The organism is Microbacterium sp. LMI12-1-1.1 (genome assembly GCF_040676455.1).
Taxonomy (GTDB): Bacteria; Actinomycetota; Actinomycetes; order Actinomycetales; family Microbacteriaceae; genus Microbacterium.
This window is the reverse complement of the sequence record NZ_JBEGIA010000012.1, coordinates 371860-387465: the sequence shown is the minus strand read 5'-3', so window position 1 is coordinate 387465 and position 15606 is coordinate 371860. Positions and strand designations below refer to the sequence as shown.

At 71.1% G+C, this 15606-nt stretch carries 13 protein-coding genes; 8 read left to right on the top strand and 5 right to left on the bottom strand.

Annotation, left to right across the window (positions count from 1 at the left end; genetic code table 11):
• Positions 1–160: 160 nt before the first annotated feature.
• The 3 genes from MRBLMI12_RS10445 (at position 161) to MRBLMI12_RS10435 (ending at position 2544) form a co-directional block, all read left to right on the top strand.
• Positions 161–1021: an alpha/beta fold hydrolase gene (locus MRBLMI12_RS10445; RefSeq protein ID WP_363356376.1), complete on the top strand. Its 861-nt coding sequence runs from the start codon at positions 161–163 to the stop codon at positions 1019–1021.
• Positions 1022–1054: 33 nt separating this feature from the next.
• Entirely contained in the window at positions 1055–1846 is a 792-nt protein-coding gene (locus MRBLMI12_RS10440) for a strictosidine synthase (protein WP_363356374.1), read from the top strand.
• A 95-nt stretch (positions 1847–1941) separates the two neighbouring features.
• Entirely contained in the window at positions 1942–2544 is a 603-nt protein-coding gene (locus tag MRBLMI12_RS10435; protein WP_363356372.1) for a TetR/AcrR family transcriptional regulator, read from the top strand.
• Between the two features lie 237 nt (positions 2545–2781).
• Here MRBLMI12_RS10435 and purF read toward each other — a convergent pair whose 3' ends face one another.
• A complete protein-coding gene (gene purF / locus MRBLMI12_RS10430; protein WP_363356370.1) occupies positions 2782–4242 on the bottom strand; it encodes an amidophosphoribosyltransferase in 1461 nt (486 codons plus the stop codon).
• A 35-nt stretch (positions 4243–4277) separates the two neighbouring features.
• On the bottom strand, positions 4278–5426 hold the full coding sequence (gene purM, locus MRBLMI12_RS10425; RefSeq protein WP_363356368.1) for a phosphoribosylformylglycinamidine cyclo-ligase: 1149 nt from the start codon (positions 5424–5426) through the stop codon (positions 4278–4280).
• A 239-nt stretch (positions 5427–5665) separates the two neighbouring features.
• On the opposite strand from purM, the gene MRBLMI12_RS10420 reads away from it, so the two are divergent.
• On the top strand, positions 5666–6277 hold the full coding sequence (locus tag MRBLMI12_RS10420) for a zinc-binding alcohol dehydrogenase (RefSeq protein WP_363356366.1): 612 nt from the start codon (positions 5666–5668) through the stop codon (positions 6275–6277).
• Between the two features lie 9 nt (positions 6278–6286).
• On the opposite strand, the gene MRBLMI12_RS10415 is transcribed toward MRBLMI12_RS10420, so the two are convergent.
• Both MRBLMI12_RS10415 and MRBLMI12_RS10410 read right to left on the bottom strand, forming a co-directional pair.
• Positions 6287–6640 carry a potassium transporter Trk gene (locus tag MRBLMI12_RS10415; RefSeq protein WP_363356364.1) on the bottom strand — a complete coding sequence of 118 codons (354 nt, stop codon included), beginning with the start codon at positions 6638–6640 and terminating at the stop codon, positions 6287–6289.
• Positions 6641–6740: 100 nt separating this feature from the next.
• Entirely contained in the window at positions 6741–10343 is a 3603-nt protein-coding gene (locus tag MRBLMI12_RS10410; protein ID WP_363357042.1) for an HtaA domain-containing protein, read from the bottom strand.
• A 149-nt stretch (positions 10344–10492) separates the two neighbouring features.
• Between MRBLMI12_RS10410 and MRBLMI12_RS10405 the strand changes: the two genes are divergently transcribed.
• From MRBLMI12_RS10405 to MRBLMI12_RS10395, 3 genes are read left to right on the top strand one after another with little or no spacing between them, the layout of a single operon-like run.
• Positions 10493–11650: a heme/hemin ABC transporter substrate-binding protein gene (locus MRBLMI12_RS10405; RefSeq protein WP_363356361.1), complete on the top strand. Its 1158-nt coding sequence runs from the start codon at positions 10493–10495 to the stop codon at positions 11648–11650.
• Positions 11647–12735 (top strand): FecCD family ABC transporter permease, encoded by a 1089-nt coding sequence (locus MRBLMI12_RS10400; RefSeq protein ID WP_414686215.1) that lies wholly within the window; start codon positions 11647–11649, stop codon positions 12733–12735. Before MRBLMI12_RS10405 ends, MRBLMI12_RS10400 begins: the two co-directional genes overlap by 4 nt.
• The gene (locus tag MRBLMI12_RS10395) at positions 12732–13610 is read left to right on the top strand and encodes a heme ABC transporter ATP-binding protein (RefSeq protein WP_363356359.1); all 879 of its coding nucleotides are present in this window, start codon (positions 12732–12734) and stop codon (positions 13608–13610) included. Before MRBLMI12_RS10400 ends, MRBLMI12_RS10395 begins: the two co-directional genes overlap by 4 nt.
• Positions 13611–13839: 229 nt before the next feature.
• On the opposite strand, the gene MRBLMI12_RS10390 is transcribed toward MRBLMI12_RS10395, so the two are convergent.
• Positions 13840–14208 (bottom strand): sterol carrier family protein, encoded by a 369-nt coding sequence (locus tag MRBLMI12_RS10390; protein ID WP_349429063.1) that lies wholly within the window; start codon positions 14206–14208, stop codon positions 13840–13842.
• A 115-nt stretch (positions 14209–14323) separates the two neighbouring features.
• On the opposite strand from MRBLMI12_RS10390, the gene purD reads away from it, so the two are divergent.
• Positions 14324–15598 (top strand): phosphoribosylamine--glycine ligase, encoded by a 1275-nt coding sequence (gene purD / locus MRBLMI12_RS10385; protein ID WP_363356357.1) that lies wholly within the window; start codon positions 14324–14326, stop codon positions 15596–15598.
• The last annotated feature ends 8 nt before the right edge of the window (positions 15599–15606 follow it).

Here is a 15606-nt window from a genome sequence, read left to right as displayed (position 1 = left end):
TGGCCCGGGAAGGCACGGGCTCGTGAGCCCGCAGCCCGGCATCCCGCCGGTCGGCGCCTGCGAGCCATTGACTTCATTACTGAGTAGACTCATACTTGAGTATACTCGACATCGATTTCGATGGCGCACCCGACCTCGCAGGACCCCGAAGGGAACCACCATGAGCATCACGAGCAGCGACCCGGTCATCACGTCGTACGCGCAAGCCCCGACGCGCACGCTCTCTGCGGGCGGAGTCACGTTCGCCTACCGAGAGCTGGGGCCGAAGGCCGGCGTCCCGGTCGTCTTCTTCGTCCATCTGGCCGCGACGCTCGACAACTGGGACCCGCGCATCGTGGATCCGATCGCGAAGGATCACCACGTCATCACGTTCGACAACCGGGGTGTCGGCGCCTCCACCGGCGAGGTGCCGGACAGCGTCGAAGCCATGGCCGATGACGCCTACGCCTTCATCCGAGGACTGGGTTTCGACAAGATCGACGTGTTCGCCTTCTCGCTCGGCGGCATGGTCGCGCAGGCGCTCGTCGTCAAGCACCCCGAGCTCGTCCGCAAGCTGATCCTCACCGGCACCGGCCCCGCCGGCGGCAAGGACATCGACAAGGTGGCCGGCACCACGTATTACGACATCCTGCGCGCCACGCTGACGCGGTCGGACCCGAAGGAGTTCCTCTTCTTCAACCGCAGCGCCACCGGCAAGCTCGCGGCCAGGGCCTTCGTGAAGCGTCTCCAGGAGCGCACCGTCGACCGCGACACGCCCATCACGACGAAGGCGTTCCGTACTCAGCTGACGGCGATCAAGAAGTGGGGGCGCTCGGCGCCGACCGACCTCTCGAAGATCACCCAGCCCACCCTCATCGCCAACGGCGACAACGACCGGATGGTGCCCTCCGTGCTCTCGGAAGATCTGCACCGCCGTATCGAGGGATCCGAACTGGTCATCTACCAGGACTCCGGACACGGCGGCATCTTCCAGTTCCACCAGAAGTTCGCGCCCGTCGCCGTCGGCTTCCTCGCCCGCTGACCGGCATCCCGAGTCATCGAGAGGAATGAGCACATGAGCGCCGCCGCCTTCAAGAGGAAGCCCCTCGCGTCGTCGATCCTGCTGTGGGTCCGCACCGACCAGCCGCGCCAGACCGGCATGGACTACTGGCGGGACCCGCATTCGGGGATCATCTCGGCGACTCCCGGTCTCGAGGAGTACCGGCAGATCCACCTCGCCGAGCGCAACCCCGGACTCTGGCCCGTCACCCGGGGCGTCGAGACGGCGATCCCCGCAGACCGGAGGATCGACGGCGTGGCCGAGGTCACGTTCCGGTCGGTCCTCTCGCCGCTGCGCGGTCGCGCGCAGACACGGCTGGCGTTCAAGGACGAGATCAACGTCTTCCGGCGCACGCTTCTGTATGCGGGACCGCCGTACTCCGCCCGGTGGTACGACGTGGCGGAACCCGGCCGGAGGCCGGGTGCGCGCGCCCTCGTCTACCTGCGGCGGCGGCCGGACGTCGGCGGACGCGCCTTCCGGAAGTTCGTCACCGGAGACCTCGCGCCCGCGCTCGCCGGCACCGGCGCGCTCCGGGAGCTGCGTACCCAGACGTTCCTGCCCTGGAACGAGAAGCTCTGGGACACGCCGGACGTCGCCCACGACAACCCCGCGGATCAGCGCTTCCACGCCTCCGTCATGCTCGACTTCGACGACCTGGGAGCGCGCGCAGCGTTCTTCGCGAGCCGCGGGGTCGAGAGGATCTCGAGCGCGCTCGCACCGGACGTCTCGGCGATCCACGCCTACGACGTCTCCGCAGCGCTGACGTACGTCAGCGCCGGCGTCATCCTTCCGCACTACCGGGAGTAGGCCGGTGATGCCGCCCGGGCAGCAGACACCGAAGTCCACCTATTTCTGACTATAATCAGAAAGTCAGCCGATGTCTGCACCCGGAGGATCACGCCATGGCCATCGCGACCCAGCCGGTCGGTCGACGCGAGCGCAACAAGCAGGACAAGCTCCAGCGCATCACGGCCGCGGCCCGAGAACTCTTCACCGAGCACGGCGTCGACGAGGTCACGACCCAGCAGATCGCCGACAAGGCCGACATCGGCACGGGGACGCTGTTCCTGTACGCCAAGAACAAGGGCGAGCTGCTCCTCCTGGTGCAGAACTCCAGCTACGTCGACGCACTGGCCGAAGGGCGCGCCGCCGCGGAGGCCGTGGCGGACCCGCTCGAGGCGGTGATCGCGATCATCCGCCCGGTCGTCGAGTGCAACCGGGTGCAGATCGACAACGGGCGCACCTACCTGCGCGAGATCGTCTTCGGCGATCCCGAAGAGCCCCACCACCGCGAAGCTCTCGCCCTCACGGTTCAGACCGAGGAGGCGGTCGCGGCCGTCCTGCAGCGCGACCAGCGCACCAGCCCGGAGGATGCGGCCGCGCTCGCGCACGTGGTCTCCGCCATCATGTTCGTCAGCATGGCGGCCACCGTGAACATCGCCCTCTCGGTCGACGAGATCGTGGACGACATCCGCCGTCAGGTGCGGGTCATCCTCCCCGCCTGATCCGCACCGCCGAGCCGCCGCAGCCGCCGCAGCCGCCGCGCTCAGCGCGTTTCGTCTCGCTCGTTCCTCGCTCGCTCAACGACCGGGACCGAGCAGCCGAGCCCAGGGCGTTTCGTCTCGCTCGTTCCTCGCTCGCTCAACGACCGGGACCGAACCGCGTTGAACCGGTCATTGAGCGAGCGAAGCGAGACGAAAAGCGTCGAACCCAACGGAGCCGCCGTCCCTGGAACCGAGCCGTCAGCTCTCCTGCGAGCCCTCGACCCAGGCGAGGTACTCGTCGGTGACGGTGCCGGTGATGTAGCGGCCGTCGAAGCAGCTCATGTCGAGGTCCTCGACATCGGAGCCCTCGAGGATCGCCGCCTTGAGGTCGTCGACCTCCTGGTAGACGACGAAGTCGGCGCCGAGCTCATCGGCGATCTCCGGGATCGTGCGGCCGTGGGCGACGAGCTCATGACGCGAGGGCATGTTTATGCCGTACACGTGCGGGTAGCGCACGGGCGGCGCCGCCGAGGCGAACGTGACGCTCTTGGCCCCGGCATCCCGCGCCATCTGGATGATCTCCTTCGACGTCGTGCCGCGCACGATGGAGTCGTCGATGAGGAGCACGTGCTTGCCCTTGAACTCGCTCGACATCGCGTTGAGCTTCTGGCGCACGCTCTTCTTGCGCACCGCCTGGCCGGGCATGATGAAGGTCCGGCCGACGTAGCGGTTCTTGTAGAAGCCCTCGCGGTACTCCACGCCCAGCTTGCGCGCCACCTGCATCGCCGCGGGGCGGGACGAGTCGGGGATGGGCATGACCACGTCGATCGCCTCGCGCGGGGTGTACTTCGCGATGGTGTCGGCGAGCCGGTCGCCCATACGCAGGCGCGCCTCGTACACCGAGATGCCGTTCATGACCGAGTCGGGTCGCGCGAGGTAGACGTACTCGAACGAGCACGGTACGAGCTTCGGGTCGGTGGCGCACTGCTGCGTGTGGAGGTTGCCCTCGAGGTCGATGAACACTGCTTCGCCCGGATCGACGTCGCGCACGATCTCGAACTCGCCGTTCTCGAGCACCAGCGACTCGCTCGTGACGACCCACTCGTAATGTCCGTCGGCGTGCTTGCGCGTGCCGAGGATGAGCGGACGGATGCCGAACGGGTCGCGGAACGCCAGCAGACCGTAGCCCGCGATCAGGGCGATGGCCGCGTACGAGCCCTCGACGCGCTCGTGTACGCGGCTGACGGCCTGGAACACCTGGGTCGGGTCGAGTTCGAGCCCCGAGATCGACGCCTGCAGCTCGTTCGCCAGCACGTTGACGAGCAGCTCGGTGTCGGACGACGTGTTGAGGTGGCGACGATCCTTGTGGAACAGCTCCTCGGTGAGCTCGCGCGTGTTGGTGAGGTTGCCGTTGTGCACGAGCACGATGCCGTAGGGCGCGTTCACATAGAAGGGCTGGGCCTCTTCCTCATTGGACGCGGTGCCCTTCGTCGCGTAGCGCACGTGCCCGAGCCCGATCTCGCCGAGCAGCGCCCGCATGTCGCGGGTGCGGAACGACTCGCGCACCTGGCCGCGGGTCTTGTGCTGGTGCACGACCCCGCTGCGCTCGGCGGTCGCGATGCCGGTGGAATCCTGTCCGCGGTGCTGCAGGAGCAGAAGGGCGTCGTAGATCTCCTGGTTGGCGGACCCACGGCCCACCACTCCTACGATTCCGCACATGGGTGTCGCTTGCTCCGTTGTGTCGTTCTGCCGGCTCAGTGAGCCGAGTGGTCTGCATACGCGCCGACGAGGCGCACGGCGCCGCCGTCGACGCCCTTGGCGCCCTGCTCCCAGTGGCCGTCGGCGCGCTCGCCGCTCTGCACGACGCCCACCTGCCAGGTCGCGATGCCCTCGCGGGAGAGAGCGGATGCCGCGGCCGCCGCCTTGTCGGCGGACACGACCGCGAGGAACCCGACGCCCAGGTTCCAGGTTCCCTCGGTGGCCTCGAGCTCGAGGTGTCCGAGGTCGGCGAGCACGCGGAACACCGGCGAGGGGGACCACGTCGAGCGGTCGACCTCGACCCAGGTGCCCTGCGGAAGCACCCGTGCGAGGTTGGCGGCGATGCCGCCGCCGGTGACATGGCTCAGGGAGTGCACCGCGTCGCCCGTCTCGGTGATGAGGCGCAGCAGCGGCAGTGTGTACAGCCGCGTGGGCTCGAGAAGGGCCTCGCCCCACGTCGTGCCGAACTCGGCGGCGTTGTCTCCGTATTGGATGCCGGAGCCGGCGACGATGTGCCGCACGAGGGAGTAGCCGTTGGAGTGCAGTCCCGAGCCTGCGAGGGCCAGCACCACGTCGCCGTCACGCACGCGCTCGGCGCCCAGCACGCGCGAGGCCTCGACGACGCCGGTCGCGGCGCCCGCGACGTCGTAGTCATTGACGCCCAGCAGACCCGGGTGCTCGGCGGTCTCGCCGCCGACGAGTGCCGTGCCGGTCGCCGCGCAGCCGGCGGCGATGCCGCGGACGATGTCGGCGATGCGCTCAGGGAAGACCTTGCCGCACGCGATGTAGTCGGTCATGAACAGCGGCTTCGCGCCGACCACGACGATGTCGTCGACGACCATGCCGACGAGGTCCTGGCCGATCGTGTCGTGCTTGTCGATGGCCTGGGCGATCGCGACCTTCGTGCCGACGCCGTCGGTGCTGGTGGCCAGCAGCGGCTTGTCGTACGCCTTGAAGGCGGTCGCGTCGAAGAGTCCGGCGAACCCGCCGACTCCCCCGAGCACCTCGGGGCCGTGGGTGCGACGCACCGCGGACTTCATCAGCTCGACGGCGAGGTCGCCGGCCGCCGTGTCGACGCCGGCAGCCGTGTACGGGTTCACGGGCTGCGCGGGACGGGAGGGGGCATCGCGTTCGGATGAGGCCACGGTCACCAGCCTACCGGCGGCGCGGCTGGGCGGACGCCGGGGGTTGCGGTCTTCCGGCGGCCCACTGAATCCGTTCACTTGCGCTGAACGTACGCGCACACCGGTCCGGGGCGTACGTTCAGCGCAAGTGAACGGGTTTCCGAGGCGGAGCCGGGGGCCGCACTCGGCGGCGGGACGGGGGCATCCTTCGTCTGCGGAGACGGCCTGTGAAGCGGGGGCCCGGATCTAGAATGGACGGTATGGGCGGCGCCGGTGCACCGGAGTGGCTGATCCGCGAAGACGCCGGTCAGCCGGTGCTTCTTGCGCTCTATCTGCGGCAGGTGCTCGGCATCCGCTCTCCGGAGGAGTTGCCGCACCTGCGCGGGATCCCGCCGCGGGCGAACGACCGGTCAGAAGAGGCCCAGGCGACGCTCGAACGGCAGTGGCGACTGTACTGGGCGATGACGGTCGAGCCGCAGGCGCATCCGTCCACCGTCCCCCTCGATCTCGTGGACGGATTCGACACCGCGCTCGCGCTGCCGATCGAAGGCTGCGACGAGCTGCGGGCCGCCTTCGTCCCGCACGCCTCCGAGGCGCTGGCGTTCGCGCGGGCGGCGCATGACCGGTACCGCAAGGAGGCCTCGCACAGCACGGGCACGGCGTACCGCGCGTACGCGGGCGCGATCGCGGAGCACGAGCGGCAGGTCGGGCGCCGCGCGCATTCGTTCGAGCTGAACGTGCAGGTGCTGCCGCTGAGTCAGCGCGGCGTGTGGTGGATCGGGTCGCTCACCGTCGCGGTCACGGACGGGCTGCGGGGGGATGTCGCGGCCTTCGACACCGCCATCCACCCGATCATCGCCGAGCTCGCGTAGCGCGCGAGGTCAGTGCGCGGAGCCGTGGCCGTTGGTGCCGGGCTCCGGGTCGACGTGCACCGACGAGTGACCGACGGCGACCTCGTGGGTGTGACGGCGCGAACGGCGGTCGAAGATCAGCGCCACGATGCCGCCGAGTGCGAGTCCGATGGGCGCGCAGATCAGCACGAGGAACCCGAACACCTGACCCTGCGTGTACTCGACGCCGGTGTTGGGGCTGGCCTCGGCGGTGCCGTTGAAGGCGAAGGTGAGGATCATCGCGACCAGCACCCCGAGCGCCGCGCCGAGGACGAGGAACACCGAGATCTTCGGCGCACGACGTACGCTCACGGTCTCGATGTGGTCCTGGCTGTGCTCGGGCATGCCTCCATTGTCCCACTCGGCGCGCCGGTTCGCGCCGGGGGATGAGAAAGGGACGGCGCCCGCGGAAGCCTCGCGGGCACCGTCCCCATGACGGCCGACCTCAAGCGGCCGTCTGGTCCCCACTGCCGCCGGCCGTCGCACGGCGGCGGGTGACCACGATCCAGACCACGGCGCCGATGCCGAGTGCCAGGGCGATCCCCCCGACCGCCCACGGCCACACCGGCGCCGTCGTCTGGTCGGCGGAGATCGCCTCGACCTCGGTGGCCTCGGCGACCGGAGTCTCGTCCTCGACGGCGACCGGTGCGACGGCGCAGTCCGCCGCCACGGGGAGCACGGCCGACACGGGGTCGAGCTCCTCGCCGGCCGCGTACGTGCCGAAAGCGGCCGCGCCGGCCTCGGTGAGCGTCGCGGGGAGCGCGTCGAGCACGAGCCCGTCGTCGGTCACCTCGAGGTCGGGGACGGCGAACTCGGCGAACCGGATGCCGGCCGCCGTGACCGGCTCGCCTGCCTGCGTCGTGCCGCTGACGTCGAACACGAGGTAGCCGGTGTCTCCCGCGAGTTCAACCCGTGCGTTCGCCAGCGTCGTGTCGAGCGCACCTTCGTGTCCCGTGAAGCGGATGCTGCCGCCGTAGGTCACCAATCCGGTGCGGTCCTCGGCATCCACCGTTCCGCTGCCGGCATTCCAGACGAACCCGGGGTACTGGTATGCGACATCGGCCAGCTCCCAGCCGCCCGCCGCGATGCCCTCGATGTAGGTGCGGAAGCTCTCTTTGAAGCCCCAGCCGAGGCTCGCCGCGTCGATGACGCAGCCGGCGGCCACCGCCGCACGCGCGAGGGTGAAGCGGATGCCGCGATCCACGGATCCCTGGAAGGTGAGTGTGTGCTCGCCGTCGGGCAGGGTCGCCGGCAGCGTTCCGGTCCAGGTGGCGGTGCCCGAGGCGTCCGCCGTGACCTCGCCGAGGAGGGTCGGCGTCGAGTACACGACGACCTGGACGCCGTCCTCGTTCGCGGCGAAGCCCGAGGCCGACACTGTGACCGGCTCGCCGTTCTGGAGCGCGGCGAGCGTGTCGTCATCGAGGTCGATGCCCGTGACGGCGGGCGGTGTCGCAGGAAGCGACGTCGTACGCGCCGTCGTGGCCGAAGCGGTCGCGACGGTGCCGGTGGACCCCGCGGGCGCGGCCGCCGCGACGCCGATGGTGAACGTCAGCGGATCGAGCTCTGTCGTGTAGCCCTGGAACACCTGGCTGCGCCCCGACGCGGTGAGGGTGGCGGGCACACGCGAGTAGGTGACCGTGCTGTTCGCAGTGCTGCGCACGGCGGCCGAGAGGTCGAGCGTCGCGAACGCGACCTGCGAGCCGCCGCTCGTCACGTACAGCGTCGCCGAGTTCGCCGACGAGACGCGCACCTGCGGGTTCGCGATGGTGACGTCGAGGACTCCGGAGTGGCCGGTGAAGCGGACCGAGCCGTTGTACGAGACGGCGCCCGTGCCGGTCGCCGCGTCGTACGTGCTGCCGGTCGCCTGACCGAACTGGAACACGCCGCCGGCGCGCGTCGCGCCGCCCGTGACGGCGATGCTGCCGTGCGCGATGTCACCCGTGATGTAGCTCGCGAAGCTCGACGCGATCGCCCACGAGAGCGAGCCCCCGCCCTGGGCCGCAGGCGGCGGGGTCACCGGCGTTCCGGGATCGACCGGTGGCTCAGGGTCGATCGGCGGCAGAGTGCCCGGGAACAGCTTCTCCCAGTCGCCGGCCGTGAACGGCACGTCGGCGCGGGCGTAGATCGTGTCGGCCGTCGGGTTCGAGTGCTGGCGCCAGACGAGCACCTCGTACTGCTTTGAGCGGTCGAGCTTGGCGGCGGGTGCGACGAGGTCGACCGTGAAGGAGCCGTCGGTGATCGGGCGCACGTACTGCACGGCCACGAAGCCTGCGCCCGCCGTCACCGCCGACTCGGTGCCCTTCTCGATGATGGCGGCGTAGGCGCCGGTCACATCGCCGAGGTGGGAGGCGGCGACCTCGATGGTCGCGCCGGCGGTGGCCGAGGCATCCGTCACCGTCACGTCGACGGCGGGAACAGGCGCCGGGTCGGAGAAGGCGATGGGAACGGCGAGCTCATTGATCGCCTGCACGACGCCGCCGGCACCGACGGTGAACACGGCGAGGGACGCACCTTCGAGTCGCTTCGCCTCCAGCGTCGCCTCGTCCACGTCTACGGTCCACGTGAAGTCCGCCGTGCCGTCGCCGTTGTCGGTCCACTTAAGATACGGCGCCTGTGTCTGCACGCCCTGCGCCCAGACCGAGTAGGCGTTCGACCGGTCGCCCGAGACCGCACCGGCGGACGGGCGCCACGTCTCCTTCAGCCAGCCGATCTGCGCGTACACACCAGCGGGCTGCCCCGCCGACGGCCCGTAGATCGCCTTGCCCGCCGTGCTGTAGTCCGTGCCCGTGATCGTGATCGTGTCGCCCTCGGGGTCGAGGCCGGTGGTCTTCGAGACCGCCAGCGACGGCGCCGGAGCAGGCTCGGCGAACGTGATGGGCGTGTAGGTCTCGAACGCGGCGTACTTCGCCCCTGCGCCCGAGTAGGTGTAGATGCCGTAGTTGCCGGTGAGCAGCTCGGATGCCTCACTGCGCGAGACGGCCAGCGTCGTCTCGAACCTGCCGTCGGCAGCGATCGCGATCCCCCCGCGCGCGGCGCCGCCGATGGTCGCGACATCAGCCGCGTGCACACCCCACTTCGTGTCGATGCCTGGTCGTGCCGAGGTCGGCGCACCGGAGGACGGCGTCCACTCATCGAGGAACTTGCCGAAGACGATGTACGAGCCGCCGAACTTCCCCGCGAGCGGCTGCCGGGTGCCGTCGGTCGCCGGCCCGTTCGGGAGGAACCCCGAACCCGACACCGTGACGGTCTCGCCGTCGGCGTTCAGCCCGGTCGTCTTCGACACCGTCACGGTCGGCGTCGGCGTCTCGGGCTCGGGCTCCACCGGCGGCGCAGTGATCTCGTACGAGACGACCGCAGAAGTGGAGCCGGTGAACGCGGCCGCGTCGGCCGGCGTGAACACGGCCTTGAGCTGCGCGGTGCCGGCGGTCGCGATGCTCGCGGTGATCGTCGAGCCGACGGCGGCGGAGCCCAGCTGCGTGTCGCCGTTGAAGTAGGCGACGATTCCGGATGCTGCGGGCTCGACCGTCGCGCCGAGCGTGAAGTCAGCGCCGGCCAGGCTCGAAGCGGCCGGATCGACCGTCAGGGTCGTGGTGGTCGCGACGGCAGGGGCAGGACTGTACTCGAGCGGTTGGGTCAGGTTCTGACTCGGGTCGGGCACGCCGTGGGCCTTGCGCGAGAACAGCGTGTAGCTCGTGCCCTCCGTGTACGCCGGCACCGGGATGTCGACGGAGAACGAGCCGTCGCCGTTCATCGGCGCCGTGGCGCCGAGACCCGGAAGCGCGCCCACCGTGTTGGCCGTGTCGAACCAGACCGTGAAGGTGTCGCTGCTCGCGCCGGTCGCGCGAAGTCCCAGGTAGAGGCCGGGGCTCGTGGTGCTGTAGCCGGTTCCCGTGACGGTGATCGTGCCTCCGTCTCGAGGAAGCTGCGGCGCCGACAGGGCGGGTCCGGCGGCGAAGGCCGGGACGGCGGTCAGTGCTCCTGCCACGACGAGCAGGAAGGCGAGGAGGGCGGCCAGGGGCGCCCGGCTGCGCTCGAGGAACGGCTGCATGTTCACGTGTTCTCCGGCGCCGGCAACGTCGAGGCGCACCGGCGCATCAGTGCGATTCGGGTTGGTGACTTAGGTTTGGCTAACCTAATATCGACTCGAACGTAGGGCACTCTCCCAGCCGACGTCAAGCCTAAGGTAAGGCTCACCTAATGTTTCGTATCTCCCCCGCTCGACGGTCTTCGACGCGCCTGGCGAGCGGCGTCGGCCTGCTCGTCGCCGCCGTCATCCTGTCGGGCTGTGCCGCGATCGCCACCGCGGCCGACGCCACCGATACGGACTGCCCTGCGGCCGCCGAGCCCTTGGCATCGCTCACCCTCGTAGACGATCCGCGCGCCGCGACCGGTCCCTCGACGGCGTGCCTGGCCTCGCACGCGATCGAGGCGGTCGCCGCCGACGGGGCGCCCGAACTGCCGGTGACGGTGACGGATGCCGAGGGGCGAGACGTCGAGATCACCGATGTCAGCCGCATCCTGCCCGTCGACATCTCGGGCACGATCGCGGCGACGGTGTTCGGGCTCGGACTCGGAGATGCCGTAGTCGGGCGCGACTCGTCGACGTCGTTCGACGGCACCGAGGACCTTCCGGTGGTGACGAAGTCGGGGCACACCCTCAACGCGGAGGCCATCCTCGAGCTGGCTCCGACCGTGATGCTGACCGACACGTCCATCGGTCCGAAGGAGGTGCGCCAGCAGCTCCGCGATGCCGGCATCGCCGTCGTGGTGGTCTCGAGCGAGCGGCGCGCCGACACGGTGTCCGACCTCGTTTCGGAGATCGCTGGTGCGCTGGGCGTCCCCGACCGGGGCGACGCGCTCGCGGATCGGCTCGACGCTGACGTCGCAGCCGCGGTGGCGGAGGTCGGCGCAGTCGCGCCGGTGGCGGCATCCGATCGTCCGCGCATGCTGTTCCTCTACGTGCGGGGCAGCGCGAACGTGTACTACATCTTCGGCCGGGACTCCGGGGCGGACTCCCTCATCGAGGCGGTCGGCGGCGTCGACGTCGCAGGCGAGATCGGCTGGGAGGGCATGAAGCCGATGACCGCCGAGGCGCTCGTCGCGGCGCAGCCGGACGTGCTGGTGATGATGACCGACGGTCTCGCCTCGGTCGGCGGGGTCGACGGTCTGCTCGAGCGCATCCCTGCGCTGCAGCAGACGCCTGCCGGAGCGAACCGCCGAGTGGTCGACATGGCGGATGCCGAGATCCTGAGCTTCGGGCCGCGCACCGCCGACGTCATCCGCGCCCTGGCGCGAGCGGTCTACGCCCCGGCATCGGCGCCCGCCGCGACGCCGACCGAAGAACCCGCTTCGTGACGGCCGACATCGCGACGGCCGAGGTCGTCACCGGGGTGCCCACGACACATCGCGGCCGAAGGTTCGCCATCGTGGTCGCCGGGCTCTCGGCGGGGATCGCGATCGTCGTGATCGTGTCGCTCGGCCTCGGCCAGTACTGGCTGACACCGGCCCAGGTGGCGGGCGTGCTGCTGCAAGCCCTCGGCCTCGGCGCGCCCTGGGCGCCCGACGCACCGATGGCGGCCGGCGTGATCCTCGACATCCGGCTCCCCCGCATCGTGCTGGGGCTGCTCGTCGGCGCCGCCCTCGCGGTGTCGGGGGTGCTGATGCAGGCCATCTTCGGCAACCCGCTCGCCGACGCGGCCGTCGTCGGCGTCTCATCGGGCGCCGCGTTCGGCGCGGCCGCGAGCCTCACCTTCGGGCTCGCCGTGTTCGGCATGTGGACGACCCCGGCCTTCGCCTTCGCCGGCGGGCTCGTCGCGGTGTTCTCGGTCTATCTGATCAGTCGGTCCGGCGGACGTACCGAGGTCGTCACGCTGCTGCTCACCGGCATCGCGATCAACGCGATCGCGGGCGCCGGCCTCGCGTTCCTCACATTCCTCGGCACGACCGCGACCCGCGAGCAGATCGTGTTCTGGCAGCTCGGCAGCCTCAACGGCGCGCTGTGGCAGAACATCGCGCTCGTCGCGCCGCTGGTCGCGATCGGCGTCGCGGCGGCCGTCGCCGTCGCGCGCCGCCTGGACCTCTTCGCCCTCGGCGAGCGCACCGCCCGCCATCTCGGTGTGCGGGTCGAATTGCTGCGCGTCACGGTGATCGTGATGGTCGCGCTGCTGGTCTGCGCGGCGGTGGCTTTCGCCGGGATCATCGGCTTCGTGGGGCTCGTCGTGCCGCACCTCATGCGCATGGCGATCGGCCCGGCGCACCTGCCGCTCGTGATCTCGAGCGCGCTCGGCGGAGCGCTCCTCATCGCCGTGGCCGATCTCATCGCCCGCACCGCCGTGCCTCTCGCCGACCTGCCGATCGGCATGATCACGTCGCTGGTGGGCGGGCCGTTCTTCCTGTGGCTGCTGCTGCGGACGCGTCGACGGGCGGGAGGCTGGGGATGACCGGGACGGACGATCTCGCTGCACCGACCAGGCACGCTCTCGAGCCGATGCCCGAGAGTCGAGGGGGCGGATCGGACTCGCGGGCGGCACTCGTGCCCGGCGCCGTGCGACTCGCCGCCCAAGGAGTGACCGTGACCCCGGCGGGAGCGCCGGGACCGGTGCTGGCGGATGCCGCGATCGACGTCCGCGCGGGCGAGCTCCACGCTCTGGTCGGGCCGAACGGCGCGGGCAAGTCGACGCTGTTCGGCGTGCTCGCCGGCGACATCACGCCGGATGCCGGCGGCGTGAGCCTCGACGGTGCGCCGCTCGGCGGCATCCCTCCCCGCATGCTGGCGCGGCGGCGGGCGGTGCTGCTGCAGCAGAACGCGGTGTCGTTCCCCTTCACGGTGGAGCAGGTGGTGCGGATGGGACGGGCGCCGTGGGCGCGCACGCCCGCCGAGGATGACGATGACGCCGCGGTCGCCCGGGCGCTCGAGGCCACCGATCTCGTCGGTCTCGCCGGTCGCGGCATCACGTCGCTGTCGGGCGGCGAGCGCGCACGCGCCGCGCTCGCGCGGGTGCTCGCGCAGGCCTGCGACGTGCTGCTGCTCGACGAGCCGACCGCGGCCCTCGACCTCAAGCATCAGGAGGACGTGCTGCGGATCGCCCGCGGTCGCGCGGACGAGGGCGCGGCGGTCGCCGTGGTGCTGCACGACCTCAACGCCGCGCTCGGCGTGGCCGATCGCGTGACGCTGCTGTCGCGAGGGCGGGTCGTCGCCTCGGGAGCCCCGCCCGACGTGCTGACCGCCGCAGCCATCGAGGAGGTGTACGGGCAGCCCGTCGACGTCTTCGCCCACCCCCGCACCGGCACGCCGGTGGTCACGCCCCGCCGCTGAGCCCCGCCCGGCGCTCCCCCGGCGCCTCCGCGGCGGTCTCTCGGCGCTCCGTCTCCGCGAGACCCCAGTGGACGGACGAGACCGTGGGGTTCACCCAGGGTCTCGTCCGTCCGCTGGGGTCTCGGCGATCGCGGCGCCGCGACGGCCGGCGATCGGCGCGCCGCGACGGCCGGCGCGATCGGCGCGCCGCGACGGCCGGCCGTCGGGAGCGCGGCGCCGGTCGGCGACGTCAGGGGCGCAGCGGCAGGAGGTCGGAGATGTCGGCGCGCGTGCCCGAGGCGCTGATGCGGCCGGCGGTGGCGGCATCCGTCCATTGCTCCGCACCCGTGGCGAGCGCGATCCAGGTCGCGGGGTCGGTCTCGACGACGTTCGGCGGCGTGCCGCGGGTATGCCGTGGCCCCTCGATGACCTGCACCGCGCCGAACGGCGGCACACGCACCTCGACCGAGTTGCCCGGCGCCTTCTCGGCGAGCAGCTGCAGCAGGTAGCGCACGGCGGTCGCGTTGTCGGTGCGGGCGGGCGGGACGGATGCCGCGGCCGCCGCCGCGACCGCGCTCAGGGCGGTGCGGCCGTCGTCGGTCGAGATCTTGCGGGCCACGCCTCCACCGTACGCCGCCGGGTACACGGAGCCGTCAGCGACGGCCGCGATGACGAACCGTCCCACTCCCACACCCGCCCGAAACCCGGCGGGGCGCGTCGGTAGGCTGGAGCGCGTGAAGATCCTGGTTCTCGGCTCGGGCGCGCGGGAGCACGCCATCATCCTGGCGCTGCGGTCGGAGGAGACCGAGCACGAGATCTTCGCCGCTCCCGGCAACGCCGGCATCGGACAGGACGCACAGCTCGTCGCGCTCGACGTGAACGATCCCGCAGCCGTCACCGTCTTCGCCAACGAGAACGACATCGACCTCGTCGTGATCGGCCCTGAGGCGCCGCTGGTCGCGGGCGTCGCCGATGCGGTGCGTGAGCACGGCATCCCGGTCTTCGGGCCTGGCAAGGCGGCCGCGCAGCTGGAGGGATCGAAGGCGTTCGCCAAGCGCATCATGGACGCCGCGGGTGTGCCCACCGGCCGAGCGAAGCGCGCCGCCAGCCGCGCCGAAGTCGAGGCCGCGTTCGACGAGCTCGGCGCCCCGCACGTCGTCAAGGCCGACGGGCTCGCCGCCGGCAAGGGCGTCATCGTCACGTCCGACCGGGCAGCGGCCCTTGCCCACGCCGACGAGTACCTGCCGTCCGGCCCGGTCCTCATCGAGGAGTTCCTGGCCGGCCCCGAGGTGTCGCTCTTCTTCCTCAGCGACGGCGACCACGTGCTGCCGCTCAGCCCCGCCCAGGACTACAAGCGCCTGCTCGACGGCGATGAAGGCCCCAACACTGGCGGCATGGGCGCGTACTCGCCGTTGCCGTGGCTCGACGGCCGATTCGGCAGTGAGCGCGAGTTCGTCGAACTCGTCACGCGCGACGTCGCCGAGCCCGTCATCCGTCAGCTGGATGCCGAGGGCACGCCGTTCATCGGACTGCTCTACGCCGGCCTCATCCTGACCGACGACGGAGTGAAGGTCATCGAGTTCAACGCCCGCTTCGGCGACCCCGAGACGCAGGTCGTGCTTCCCCGGCTCGTGGATCCGCTGTCGGAGCTGCTGCTGGCCGCGGCATCCGGTCATCTGGAAGACCTTCCCGTCCCCGCGTTCTCCACCGACGTCGCCGTGACCGTGGTGCTCGCGAGCGAGGGCTACCCGACCGCGCCGGTGACGGGCCGGGCCCTGTCGGGCCTGCGCGACGCGGAGGCGGTGCCCGGTGTGCACCTCGCCCACGCGGCCACGGCCGAGACCGACGGCGGGCTCGTGGCCACCGGCGGCCGCGTGCTCAACGTCGTCGGCGTCGGGACGACCTTCGCCGAGGCCCGCGAGCGCGTCTACCGGGCGCTCGGCGAGATCCGGCTCGACGGAGGCCAGCACCGCACCGACATCGCCGCCCGGGTCGCCGAAGGGCTCTGACCCGCGAC

Bases quoted from the DNA above. Each gene is read 5' to 3' on its own strand.
- MRBLMI12_RS10445 (WP_363356376.1), top strand. From the start codon at position 161: ATGAGCATCACGAGCAGCGACCCGGTCATCACGTCGTACGCGCAAGCC.
- MRBLMI12_RS10440 (WP_363356374.1), top strand. From the start codon at position 1,055: ATGAGCGCCGCCGCCTTCAAGAGGAAGCCCCTCGCGTCGTCGATCCTG.
- MRBLMI12_RS10435 (WP_363356372.1), top strand. From the start codon at position 1,942: ATGGCCATCGCGACCCAGCCGGTCGGTCGACGCGAGCGCAACAAGCAG.
- purF (WP_363356370.1), bottom strand. From the start codon at position 4,242: ATGTGCGGAATCGTAGGAGTGGTGGGCCGTGGGTCCGCCAACCAGGAG.
- MRBLMI12_RS10420 (WP_363356366.1), top strand. From the start codon at position 5,666: ATGGGCGGCGCCGGTGCACCGGAGTGGCTGATCCGCGAAGACGCCGGT.
- MRBLMI12_RS10415 (WP_363356364.1), bottom strand. From the start codon at position 6,640: ATGCCCGAGCACAGCCAGGACCACATCGAGACCGTGAGCGTACGTCGT.
- MRBLMI12_RS10410 (WP_363357042.1), bottom strand. From the start codon at position 10,343: ATGCAGCCGTTCCTCGAGCGCAGCCGGGCGCCCCTGGCCGCCCTCCTC.
- MRBLMI12_RS10405 (WP_363356361.1), top strand. From the start codon at position 10,493: ATGTTTCGTATCTCCCCCGCTCGACGGTCTTCGACGCGCCTGGCGAGC.
- MRBLMI12_RS10395 (WP_363356359.1), top strand. From the start codon at position 12,732: ATGACCGGGACGGACGATCTCGCTGCACCGACCAGGCACGCTCTCGAG.